This is a genomic window from Pseudomonas sp. TMB3-21 (assembly GCF_054898145.1).
Genome location: NZ_CM142718.1, coordinates 2508136 through 2520584, shown reverse-complemented (window position 1 = coordinate 2520584; position 12449 = coordinate 2508136). Strand labels below are relative to the sequence as shown.

The following is a 12449-nucleotide window of genomic DNA, read 5'->3' as shown; positions in this document are numbered from 1 at the left end:
TACAGGGGTCTGGCGCCAGACCGGAAAATGACATCGCCTTTATGACCTCTATCCCCTACATCGGACGCTTCGCACCAACGCCCAGCGGCCACCTGCATTTCGGTTCGCTGGTGGCGGCGCTGGCCTCGTACCTCGACGCGCGTTCGCTCGGTGGGCGCTGGCTGGTGCGCATGGAAGACCTCGATCCGCCACGGGAAGAACCCGGCGCGCAGAGGGCGATTCTCAAAGCACTGGAAAGTTACGGTTTCGAGTGGGACGGCGAGATGGTCTGCCAGAGCGACCGGCACGACGCTTACGCCGAAGTCCTCAATCGCCTGTTCAATCATGGCCTCGCTTACGCTTGCACGTGTTCGCGCAAACAATTGGAGCCGTATCACGGCATTTACCCGGGCCTGTGCCGCAACGCCGGTCACGGCACTGAACACGCAGCGATTCGCCTGCGCGTGCCCGAGCTGGAATACCACTTCATCGACCGGGTGCAAGGTGAATTCTGCCAGCACCTGGGCCGTGAAGTCGGCGACTTCGTGATCCGCCGCCGCGATGGGCTCTACGCCTATCAACTGGCCGTGGTGCTCGATGATGCCTGGCAAGGTATTACCGATATCGTACGCGGTGCCGATTTGCTCGACTCCACGCCGCGCCAGCTGTACCTGCAGGAACTGCTCGGTTTACCACAGCCGCGCTACCTGCACATCCCGCTGATTACCCAGCCGGACGGCAACAAACTCGGCAAGACGTACCGCTCGCCGCCGTTGACGGAAGATCAGGCAACACCTTTATTGCTGCGTGCCCTGCGCGCACTCGGGCAGAATCCCGGCACCGAACTGGCTTACGCGGCCCCGCGAGAAGTGCTGAGCTGGGGCGTTGCCCATTGGGATGCGCAGACAATCCCACGCACGCTGGCCCTGCCGGAAGCGCAACTGCAGTGATCGCACTTGCAGTGGCGCGCCCATCCGTTACCATCGCCGCACGTTTTCGGGCACGCGCATAAAAAAGAGAGGCCGGGATGTACATCTATCGCTTGGTCCTGCTTCTGGTAGTGGGGATTTACCTGTTTTCCCCGGCCATCATGGATTGGTGGATTGACGCCACGGGCGCCTGGTATCGCCCGTATCTGCTTTGGCTGATTCTGATTGTCGTGACCTTCATCCTGCAGAGCCAAAAAGATGCCGATGAGCTTTAGCCTGACCCAGATGATCCTGATCAGCGCCGCGTATCTGGCGGTGCTGTTCGGCGTCGCCTGGATCAGCGAACGGGGCATGATCCCCCGAGCGATCATTCGTCACCCGTTGACGTACACCTTGTCGCTGGGGGTTTACGCCAGTGCCTGGGCGTTTTACGGCACCGTGGGTCTGGCCTATCAATATGGTTACGGCTTTCTATCGAGTTACCTCGGGGTGTCCGGCGCATTTCTGCTGGCGCCGGTGTTGCTTTATCCAATCCTGAAAATCACCCGCACGTATCAACTCTCTTCGCTGGCCGATCTGTTCGCTTTCCGGTTCCGCAGCACCTGGGCCGGAGCACTGACCACGATCTTCATGCTGATCGGTGTGCTGCCGTTGCTGGCCTTGCAGATTCAGGCGGTGGCGGACTCAATCGGCATCCTTACCCGCGAGCCGGTGCAGCATCGCGTGGCGCTGAGCTTTTGCGCACTGATCACGCTGTTCACGATTTTCTTCGGCTCACGCCACATCGCCACTCGCGAGAAACATGAAGGGCTGGTGTTTGCGATTGCTTTCGAATCGGTGATCAAGCTGATCGCCATCGGCGGCGTTGGCCTGTATGCGTTGTACGGCGTGTTTGATGGTCCGCAACAGCTCGAGCTGTGGCTGCTGCAGAACCAGACCGCTCTCGCTGCGTTGCACACACCGCTGCAGGAAGGTCCGTGGCGCACGCTGTTGCTGGTGTTCTTCGCCTCGGCGATCGTGATGCCGCACATGTATCACATGACGTTTACCGAGAATCTCAATCCGCGCTCGCTGGTCAGCGCCAGCTGGGGCTTGCCGCTGTTTCTGCTGCTGATGAGTCTGGCAGTGCCGCTGATTCTCTGGGCGGGCCTGAAACTTGGCGCCACGACCAATCCGGAATACTTCACCCTCGGGATCGGTATCGCCGCCAACAGCAAAGCACTGGCATTGCTGGCGTATATCGGCGGGTTATCGGCCGCCAGCGGCTTGATCATCGTGACGACCCTGGCACTGTCCGGCATGGCACTGAACCACCTGGTGCTGCCGCTCTATCAGCCGCCGGCCGAAGGCAATATCTATCGCTGGCTGAAATGGACCCGCCGGGCGCTGATCGTCGCGATCATCATGGCCGGCTACGGTTTCTACCTGATGCTTGGCGCGGAACAGGACCTGGCCAACCTCGGCATCGTCGCCTTTGTCGCCACTCTGCAGTTTCTCCCGGGCGTGCTTTCGGTTCTGTACTGGCCGACCGCCAATCGTCGCGGTTTCATCGCCGGTTTGCTGGCGGGCATTCTGGTGTGGCTGGTGACTATGCTGTTGCCGCTGGTCGGCAATCTGCAGGGCTTTTACATTCCGCTGCTGAACATGATTTACGTGCTCGACGACACCAGTTGGCACATGGCTGCAATTGCTTCGCTGGCGGCCAACGTGCTGATGTTCACGTTGATTTCACTGTTCACCAATGCCAGCCCGGAAGAGGCCAGCGCCGCTGAAGCCTGTGCGGTCGACAATGTGCGCCGCCCGCAACGTCGCGAGCTGCACGCCGCCTCGCCGCAGGAATTCGCCACGCAACTGGCCAAACCTTTGGGCGCCAAGGCTGCGCAGAAGGAAGTCGAGCAAGCGTTGCGCGACCTTTATCTGCCGTTCGACGAGCGTCGGCCGTACGCCCTGCGTCGTTTGCGCGACCGCATCGAAGCCAACCTGTCCGGCCTGATGGGCCCAAGCGTTGCGCAGGACATGGTTGAGACTTTCCTGCCTTATAAAGCCGGCGGAGAAAACTACGTCACTGAAGACATCCACTTTATCGAAAGCCGGCTCGAGGACTACCACTCGCGCCTCACCGGTCTTGCCGCCGAACTCGATGCCCTGCGCCGCTACCACCGCCAGACCCTGCAAGAGTTGCCGATGGGTGTCTGCTCGCTGGCCAAGGATCAGGAAATCCTCATGTGGAACAAAGCCATGGAGGAGCTGACCGGGATTGCCGCGCAACGGGTGGTCGGTTCGCGCCTGAGCACCATTGCCGACCCGTGGAAAGAATTGCTGCAGGGCTTCATCAATCTGCCGGACGAACATCTGCACAAACAGCATCTGGCGCTGGATGGCCAGACCCGCTGGCTCAACCTGCACAAGGCCGCGATCGACGAACCGCTCGCGCCGGGTAACAGTGGTTTGGTGCTCCTGGTCGAAGACCTGACTGAAACGCAGATGCTCGAAGACAAACTGGTGCACTCCGAACGTCTGGCCAGCATCGGCCGACTGGCGGCGGGCGTGGCCCATGAAATCGGCAACCCGATCACCGGCATTGCCTGCCTGGCGCAGAATCTGCGCGAAGAACGCGAGGACGATGGCGAGCTGAGGGAAATCAGCGGGCAGATTCTCGAGCAGACCAAACGCGTCTCGCGCATCGTTCAGTCGCTGATGAGTTTCGCCCATGCCGGCAGTCATCAGCAGAACGACGAGCCCGTCTGTCTGGCCGAAGTGGCGCAGGACGCGATCGGCCTGCTGGCCCTGAACCGGCGCAATTTCGAAGTGCAGTTCTACAACCTGTGCGATCCCGATCATTGGGTCGAAGGCGACCCACAACGTCTCGCACAAGTGCTGATCAATCTGCTCTCCAATGCCCGTGACGCCTCGCCTCCCGGCAGTGCCGTGCGGGTCAAAAGCGAAGCCGGCGAACACACGGTCGATCTGATCGTCGAAGACGAAGGCAGCGGTATTCCGAAGAACATCATGGACCGATTGTTCGAACCTTTCTTCACCACCAAGGATCCTGGCGAAGGCACCGGTCTGGGCCTTGCACTGGTCTATTCCATCGTTGAAGAGCATTATGGACAAATCACCATCGACAGCCCGGCTGATGTTCAAAGCCAACGCGGCACCCGTATCCGGGTGACCTTGCCGCGTCATGTCGAAGCGACGTCCGCTGTGAACTGAGACCGTCGAGAGTATCGAATCAATGCCGCACATTTTGATCGTCGAAGACGAAACAATTATCCGCTCCGCCTTGCGCCGACTGCTGGAACGTAACCAGTACCAGGTCAGCGAAGCCGGTTCAGTGCAGGAAGCACAAGAACGCTTCACCATTCCTACGTTCGACCTGATCGTCAGTGACCTGCGTCTGCCTGGCGCACCGGGCACCGAGTTGATCAAACTCGGCCAGGGTACGCCGGTGCTGATCATGACCAGCTATGCCAGTCTGCGCTCGGCGGTCGACTCGATGAAGATGGGCGCAGTCGATTACATCGCCAAGCCTTTCGACCATGATGAAATGCTTCAGGCTGTTTCGCGCATTCTGCGTGATCGGCAAGCGACGCCAGCGGGCGGCGAACCGGTCATCGGTAAAGCCGTGAATGGCACAGCGAAAGCGGGTGCAGATAACAGCAATGGCGAAATTGGCATCATCGGTTCGTGCCCACCGATGCAGGATCTTTACAGCAAGATCCGCAAAGTCGCGCCGACCGATTCCAATGTCCTGATCCAGGGTGAGTCCGGTACCGGTAAAGAGCTGGTGGCACGCGCTCTGCACAATTTGTCCAAACGCGCCAAGGCGCCGATGATTTCGGTGAACTGTGCAGCGATTCCGGAAAGCCTGATCGAATCCGAATTGTTCGGCCACGAGAAAGGCGCGTTCACTGGCGCCAGTGCCGGGCGCGCCGGACTGGTTGAAGCGGCGGACGGCGGCACGCTGTTCCTCGATGAAATCGGTGAACTCCCACTGGAGGCCCAGGCCCGCCTCCTGCGCGTATTGCAGGAAGGCGAGATTCGCCGCGTGGGTTCGGTGCAGTCGCAAAAAGTCGATGTGCGATTGATCGCGGCCACGCACCGCGACCTCAAGAGCCTGGCGAAGATCGGCCAGTTCCGCGAGGACTTGTTTTATCGTCTGCACGTCATCGCTTTGAAATTGCCGGCTTTGCGCGAGCGCGGTGCCGACGTCAACGAAATTGCCAATGCCTTCCTGGCGCGGCAAAGCGCGCGGGTCAACCGCACCGATCTGAAATTTGCCCCGGACGCCGAGCAGGCAATCCGTCACTACTCCTGGCCGGGCAACGTGCGCGAACTGGAAAATGCGGTCGAGCGTGCGGTCATTCTGTGCGAAAGCCCGGAGATTTCCGCCGAGTTGCTGGGCATCGACATCGAGCTGAGCGATCTGGACGACGAGGATTTCATTGGCCTGCCACCGCAACAAGGCAGCAACACCGGCAACAATAGCCACGAGCCGACCGAGGACCTTTCACTGGAAGACTATTTCCAGCATTTCGTCCTTGAGCATCAAGACCACATGACCGAAACCGAGCTGGCCCGCAAACTCGGTGTCAGTCGCAAATGCTTGTGGGAACGTCGGCAGCGCTTGGGCATTCCTCGGCGCAAGACCGGGGTGGCCAGCGAAAGCTGAATGTCACCTGAACACTGTGCGGGTAACAGGTGATTGGGCGCAGAAACTGTTACCTCACATTTTTCGCGTAACAAAAGCCGGGGCTTACGGTAACGAAGCCCCGGTTTTTTTATGCCATGAAATAGCCACTCAGGCAACGTAACCCCTTGTTTTGCTGGGCATCACAAATGTTGGCACGCACCCTGCTATATGTTTGGTACAAGAACAATAACAAGCAATGCACAAGACAATAAAAATAAGACGAATCGACTCACGCACAATAAAAACAAGACGGCGAGAGGCGCAGCTAACTGATTCTTTTGGAGAGGCGTTGTATTTGGGGCTAGCCCCACGACCAGGCCGAGAACAACAAAAACTGTCCTGAGACAGAGCCTGAACTGGTTGGATCGCAAGATCACTGCAGCACAGCGACCAAAGCAATCCGTTTGCTCTTGACTCCCGATTGGGAGGGTCACGAAGGAAACTTCATGACGCGGGCACTTAACAAAAACAAAAAGCCCGAATCAAAAATAAAAACAGAGCATGCAACTACTTTCTTGGGGAGCTTCGGCTCCCCTTGTAGTTTCTGTGATTTCACATTACGCCCTTGTAGCAGCTGCCGAGCAGCGCGAGGCTGCGTCCGGCTGCGAAGCAGTCGTAAAATCATGCACACGGGGTATCGGTGAAATCGGTCAGTGCGACTGCTACGCAGCCTCGCAGGCTCGACAGCGGCTACAAAGCCCAGCCGTAGACACGTCCTTCACGCACTTGCGCAGTGTCCTACACCATCCCCTGACTAAATGCTAGAATCCCCGCCCATCATGCGGTCATTCTTGGTTATGGCCGAACATTCCTTCAAACAGTGCATCCCATGCTGAAGAAGTTGTTCCAGTCATTCCGTTCTCCCAAGCGTCATACGCAACACATCCGCAGCACGCCTGAAGTGCTTAATAGCGGCCAGCATTCATTGCAAAAAGGCCAATTCAGCCGTTACGCGGTGAACATTGTCGAGCGCCTGCAGAACGCCGGTTACCAGGCTTATCTGGTCGGCGGGTGCGTGCGTGACATGATGCTGGGCATCACTCCAAAAGATTTCGACGTTGCAACCAGCGCTACGCCTGAGCAGGTGCGTGCGGAATTCCGCAACGCACGGATCATCGGCCGCCGTTTCAAACTGGTGCATATCCATTTCGGCCGCGAAATCATTGAAGTCGCGACTTTCCGCGCCAATCATCCGCAAAACGATGAAGAGGAAGACAGCAGTCAGTCTTCCCGCAACGAGAGCGGACGCATTCTGCGCGATAACGTTTACGGCACGCTGGAAGAAGACGCGCAGCGCCGTGATTTCACGATCAACGCCCTGTATTACGATCCGGTCAGTGAGCGCATTCTCGATTACGCCAACGGCGTACACGACATCCGCAATCACCTGATCCGTTTGATCGGCGATCCCAAGCAGCGCTATCAGGAAGATCCGGTACGCATGCTGCGGGCCGTGCGCTTCGCTGCCAAGCTCAATTTCGGCATCGAAAAACACAGCGCCGCGCCGATCCGTGAACTGGCGCCGATGCTGCGCGAGATCCCCTCGGCTCGCCTCTTCGAAGAAGTGCTCAAGCTGTTCCTTTCCGGGCATGCGGCCGACACCTTCGAAATGCTGGTCGACCTGCAGTTGTTCGATCCGCTGTTCCCGGCCAGTGCCGAAGCGCTCGAATACAATCCGACCTACACCCACACACTGATCAGTGAAGCGTTGAGCAACACCGATCTGCGCATCAAGCAGAACAAACCGGTAACCCCGGCCTTCCTGTTTGCCGCTCTGTTGTGGCCTGCGCTTCCCGCTCGCGTATTGCGCCTGCAGGAACGCGGCATGCCGCCGATTCCGGCGATGCAGGAGGCAGCGCATGAGTTGATCGCGGAGCAGTGCCAGCGCATTGCGATTCCGAAACGTTTCACCATGCCGATTCGCGAAATCTGGGACATGCAGGAACGTCTGCCTCGTCGCAGTGGCAAACGCGCAGACTTGCTGCTGGACAACCCGCGCTTCCGCGCCGGTTACGATTTCCTGCTGCTGCGCGAAAGCGCTGGCGAGCAGACTGACGGGCTCGGCGAGTGGTGGACGGATTATCAGGACGCCAACGACAGCGAGCGCCGCGACATGATTCGCGACCTCAGCGGCAAGGACGATGGCACCGGCGCACCACGCAAACGTCGTCGCAGCGGCGGCGCCAAGCGCAAACGCACCGCCGGCGCCCCGAGTGCCACGGGCGAGTAAGCATGGAACGCATCTATATCGGCATGGGCAGTAATCTGGCTGACCCGGCTGAACAACTGCGAAACGCCGTCCAGGCGCTGGCCCGGTTGCCGCAAACTGAACTGATCGGCGTGTCCGGCTTTTATCAGAGCGACTCGCTCCTGCCGGGCCAGCCCCGCTATACCAACGCGGTTGCTGCACTCGACAGCGAACTCGCGCCACTGGACCTGCTTGATGCGCTGCAAGCCATCGAAAACGAACAGGGCCGCGAGCGCATCGAGCGTTGGGGGCCGCGCACGCTGGACCTCGACATTGTGCTGTTCGGGGATCGTCTGATCGACGAGCCGCGCCTCAAAATCCCTCACTACCATATGCAGGAACGCGCCTTCGTTCTGTATCCGCTGGCCGAACTGGCACCTGCTGATCTGCAACTGGCCGATGGCCGCAGCCTTGAATCCCTTCTCGCCGACTGCCCGTTTGTCGGCGTGGAACGGCTCCCGCCGAATTGAAAAAAAAATCCCTGTGGGAGCTAGCCTGCTCGCGATTGCGGTGTGTCATTCAATAAAGCTGCTGATGACACACCGCAATCGCGAGCAGGCTAGCTCCCACAGTGAATCGTGCCGAGCATACGATCTGCGTTTGCTGAATCGCATCAGTTACTCCGGTAACACCCCCCACGTAACAACCCGGTAACACACGCAATTGACTTCCCGAGTCCTCCTCACGACTATAGGCGTCCCGCTGCCGCCAACACGGCATTCAAGGGCGCAATTCAGGCCTTAAAAGCACGACATCAGACCGTGCGCCTGTATTTCACGAAGAATCACGCGCGTTACTCGCAGTAGTGTCAACAGCGCCTGAACGAGGAACTTTTCATGCCAGCCATCACCCTGACCACGCTGCAAGGTCTCAAGCAAAAAGGTGAAAAAATCACCATGCTGACCTGCTATGACGCAACCTTCGCCCATGCCTGTAACGAGGCGGGCGTCGAGGTGTTGCTGGTGGGCGACTCTCTCGGCATGGTGTTGCAGGGTCACGACAGCACGCTGCCAGTGACCACGGCCGAAATGGCCTACCACGTTGCATCGGTGAAACGCGGTAACACCGACGCGTTGATCCTCGCCGATCTGCCATTCATGGCCTACGCCACCACCGAACAAGCGATGACCAACAGCGCCTTGCTGATGCAGGCCGGTGCGCACATGGTCAAGGTTGAAGGTGCGTTGTGGCTGGCAGATTCGATCCGCTTGCTCGCTGAGCGCGGCATCCCGGTGTGCGCGCACATGGGTTTGACGCCGCAGTCGGTGAACATTCTGGGCGGTTACAAAGTCCAGGGTCGCAACGAAAACCAGGCACGGCAGATGCGTGCCGACGCGATTTCCCTCGAACAGGCCGGCGCGGCAATGCTGTTGCTTGAGTGCGTACCGAGCGAACTCGCCGAAGAGATCACGCAAGCGGTGAAGATTCCGGTGATCGGCATCGGCGCTGGCAGCGCCACCGATGGCCAGGTGCTGGTTTTGCACGACATGCTGGGCTTGTCGATCACTGGCCGGGTGCCGAAATTCGTCAAGAACTTCATGGCCGGGCAGCAGAGCATTCAGGCGGCACTGGGCGCCTACGTTTCCGAAGTCAAAGCCGTTACTTTCCCGGGTACCGAACACGGATTCTCCGCATGAACACCGTCAAAACCGTTCGCGAATTGCGAGCCGCCGTGGCCCGCGCCCGTGGCGAAGGCAAACGTATCGCCTTCGTCCCGACCATGGGCAACCTGCACAGCGGGCACATCGCGCTGATCGCCAAGGCCAGCCAACGGGCTGATTTCGTGGTCGCGAGTATTTTCGTCAATCCGCTGCAATTCGGCGCCGGCGAAGACCTCGACAAATATCCGCGCACCCTGACGGCGGACCAGGAAAAACTGCTGCAGGGCGGATGCCACCTGCTGTTCGCGCCTACGGTCGAAGAAATGTACCCCGACGGCATGGCCGGGCAGACTCGGGTCAGCGTGCCGCAACTTTCCGAAGGTCTGTGCGGTGCGAGCCGTCCCGGGCACTTCGAGGGGGTGGCTACCGTGGTCAGCAAGTTGTTCAACATGGTTCAGCCGGACCTGGCCATTTTCGGCCAGAAAGACTTTCAGCAACTGGCGGTGATCCGCGCACTGGTGCATGACCTGAACATGCCGGTGCAAATCATTGGCGAGCCGACGGTGCGTGCGGCGGATGGCTTGGCATTGTCCTCTCGCAATGGCTTCCTCAGCGAAGAACAGCGGGCGACTGCGCCGGTGGTGTATCGCGCATTGAACGCGATTGCCGAGTCGATCAAGCAAGGTGACCGCGACTTTCCGGCATTGGTGAGTGGGCAGTTGCAGAAGCTGGAGGCAGCAGGCTTGCGTCCTGACTATCTGGAGATTCGTCATGCGCTGAGCCTCCGCCCGGCCACGGCGGAAGATCGCGATCTGGTGATCCTGGTGGCGGCGTTTCTCGGCACCACGCGGTTGATCGATAACCTGCACCTGAATCTCGACGCACCAGCTTGAAATACGCAATCCATTTTGTAGGAGCGAACCTCGCTCGCGAAGAGGCAGTGACATTCGACATCTGCGTCGGCTGACACGACGCGTTCGCGAGCAAGCTTCGCTCCTAAATGGGATTGCACAACTTCGCGCCTTGTTGCCGCCTCAGGCCGTCCGGCAAAATGCCCTCCATTCAAAACCATTTCCCCGTTTGTCGGACCGTTCCCGAGCTGATGTATAAAAAAGTACTGCCGTCGGGTCTGACAAAGTCAAGACAGATCGCAGCGCGAGGTTTACTGTATTCGCCCTGTGCCATGAATTCGTGTCGACGCAGTTGACCGGACGCTCACTGCAGCGCACCGGGATTTTTAGTGTTCAAAAGCCGTTCAAGTAATAAGGAAACCCGCAGCGATGGCGTATTACCGCACTCCTCACGATGTGACCGCCCTGCCCGCCTGGCAGGCGTTGAAAGATCACCGCCAAGCCATGCAGGATTTCAGCATGCGCGAAGCCTTTAATGCCGATCCGCAGCGCTTTACCCAGTTCACCCTTAGCAGTTGCGGCCTGTTTCTTGATTATTCGAAAAACCTGATCAACGCCGAGACTCGCAATTTGCTGGTGGGTCTGGCCAACGAAGTTGATCTGCAGGGCGCGATCAAAGCGCTGTTCGACGGCGAAATCGTCAATTCTTCCGAAGGTCGTCCGGCCCTGCACACCGCACTGCGCCGCCCGGTGGGCGACAAACTGTCGGTCAACGGCGTCAACGTGATGCCCGAAGTACACAAGGTACTGAACCAGATCACCGACCTCGTAGGCCGCATTCACGACGGTCTGTGGCGCGGTTACACCGAGAAGCCGATCACCGACGTGGTGAACATCGGCATCGGTGGTTCTTTCCTCGGCCCGGAGCTGGTCTCCGAAGCGCTGTTGTCCTACGCCCAGAAAGGCGTGCGCTGCCATTACCTGGCGAACATCGATGGCAGTGAGTTCCACGAGCTGACCATGAAGCTGCGCGCCGAGACCACGCTGTTCATCGTCTCGTCGAAGTCCTTCAACACCCTCGAAACCCTGAAGAACGCCCAGGCCGCTCGCGTCTGGTACCTGGCTCAGGGCGGTTCGGAAGCCGAGCTGTATCGTCACTTCATCGCCGTTTCCAGCAACAACGCGGCAGCCGTAGCCTTCGGGATTCGTGAAGAAAACATTTTCCCGATGTGGGACTGGGTCGGCGGGCGTTACTCGCTGTGGTCGGCGATCGGTTTGCCGATTGCTCTGGCCATCGGCATGTCCAACTTCAAGGAACTGCTGTCCGGTGCCTACACCATGGACCAGCATTTCCAGAGCGCGCCTTTTGAACAGAACATGCCGGTGCTGCTGGCGTTGCTCGGTGTCTGGTACGGCAACTTCTGGGGTGCGCAGAGTCACGCGATCCTGCCGTATGACCACTACCTGCGTAACATCACCAAACACTTGCAGCAACTGGACATGGAGTCCAATGGCAAAAGCGTGCGTCAGGACGGCACGCCAGTGTCCACAGACACGGGCCCGGTCATTTGGGGTGGCGTCGGCTGCAACGGTCAGCACGCGTATCACCAGCTGCTGCACCAAGGCACTCAAGTGATTCCCGCCGACTTTATCGTGCCGATCGTCAGTTTCAACCCGGTGTCCGATCACCACCAGTGGCTGTACGCCAACTGCCTGTCGCAAAGTCAGGCATTGATGTTGGGCAAGACGCTGGCAGAAGCTGAAGCAGAACTGCGCGACAAGGGCTTGAGCGAGGAAGAGGTGCACAAGATTGCACCGCACAAGGTCATCCCCGGCAACCGCCCGAGCAACACGTTGGTGGTCGAGCGCATCAGCCCGCGCCGCCTCGGTGCGCTGGTGGCCATGTACGAACATAAAGTCTTCGTGCAAAGCGTGGTCTGGGGTATCAACGCCTTCGATCAGTGGGGCGTGGAACTCGGCAAAGACCTGGGCAAAGGTGTTTACAACCGCCTGGTCGGCAGCGAAGAGTCCCCGGCGGATGATGCGTCTACCCAGGGTTTGATCAACTTCTTCCGCAGCCGTCACCGCGGATGATCTGACGCCGTTCCTACGGGGTACTAACCTTGTAGGAGCCGGCTTGCTGGCGAA

At 59.1% G+C, this 12449-nt stretch carries 9 protein-coding genes; all 9 read left to right on the top strand.

Annotated elements, in window-relative coordinates; translation table 11 throughout:
- The first annotated feature begins 41 nt into the window (after positions 1–41).
- A complete protein-coding gene (gluQRS, locus tag ACYZTS_RS11610; protein ID WP_461995991.1) occupies positions 42–929 on the top strand; it encodes a tRNA glutamyl-Q(34) synthetase GluQRS in 888 nt (295 codons plus the stop codon).
- 77 nt (positions 930–1006) lie between these two features.
- Positions 1007–1183 carry a hypothetical protein gene (locus ACYZTS_RS11605; protein WP_003176118.1) on the top strand — a complete coding sequence of 59 codons (177 nt, stop codon included), beginning with the start codon at positions 1007–1009 and terminating at the stop codon, positions 1181–1183.
- The gene (locus ACYZTS_RS11600; RefSeq protein ID WP_028623025.1) at positions 1167–4121 is read left to right on the top strand and encodes a sensor histidine kinase; all 2955 of its coding nucleotides are present in this window, start codon (positions 1167–1169) and stop codon (positions 4119–4121) included. The genes ACYZTS_RS11605 and ACYZTS_RS11600 overlap by 17 nt, the downstream gene beginning before the upstream one ends.
- 22 nt (positions 4122–4143) lie before the next feature.
- A complete protein-coding gene (locus tag ACYZTS_RS11595) occupies positions 4144–5580 on the top strand; it encodes a sigma-54-dependent transcriptional regulator (RefSeq protein WP_461995989.1) in 1437 nt (478 codons plus the stop codon).
- Positions 5581–6430: 850 nt separating this feature from the next.
- A complete protein-coding gene (locus ACYZTS_RS11590) occupies positions 6431–7831 on the top strand; it encodes a polynucleotide adenylyltransferase PcnB (RefSeq protein ID WP_461995988.1) in 1401 nt (466 codons plus the stop codon).
- 2 nt (positions 7832–7833) lie between these two features.
- Positions 7834–8319, top strand: coding sequence for a 2-amino-4-hydroxy-6-hydroxymethyldihydropteridine diphosphokinase (gene folK / locus ACYZTS_RS11585; RefSeq protein ID WP_461995986.1), 486 nt, complete (start codon positions 7834–7836; stop codon positions 8317–8319).
- A 366-nt stretch (positions 8320–8685) separates the two neighbouring features.
- Positions 8686–9486, top strand: a complete 801-nt coding sequence (panB, locus tag ACYZTS_RS11580) for a 3-methyl-2-oxobutanoate hydroxymethyltransferase (RefSeq protein ID WP_461995984.1) — start codon at positions 8686–8688, stop codon at positions 9484–9486.
- Positions 9483–10343: a pantoate--beta-alanine ligase gene (panC, locus tag ACYZTS_RS11575; protein ID WP_461995983.1), complete on the top strand. Its 861-nt coding sequence runs from the start codon at positions 9483–9485 to the stop codon at positions 10341–10343. Before panB ends, panC begins: the two co-directional genes overlap by 4 nt.
- Positions 10344–10730: 387 nt before the next feature.
- Positions 10731–12395 (top strand): glucose-6-phosphate isomerase, encoded by a 1665-nt coding sequence (gene pgi, locus ACYZTS_RS11570; protein ID WP_028623482.1) that lies wholly within the window; start codon positions 10731–10733, stop codon positions 12393–12395.
- Positions 12396–12449 lie beyond the last annotated feature (54 nt).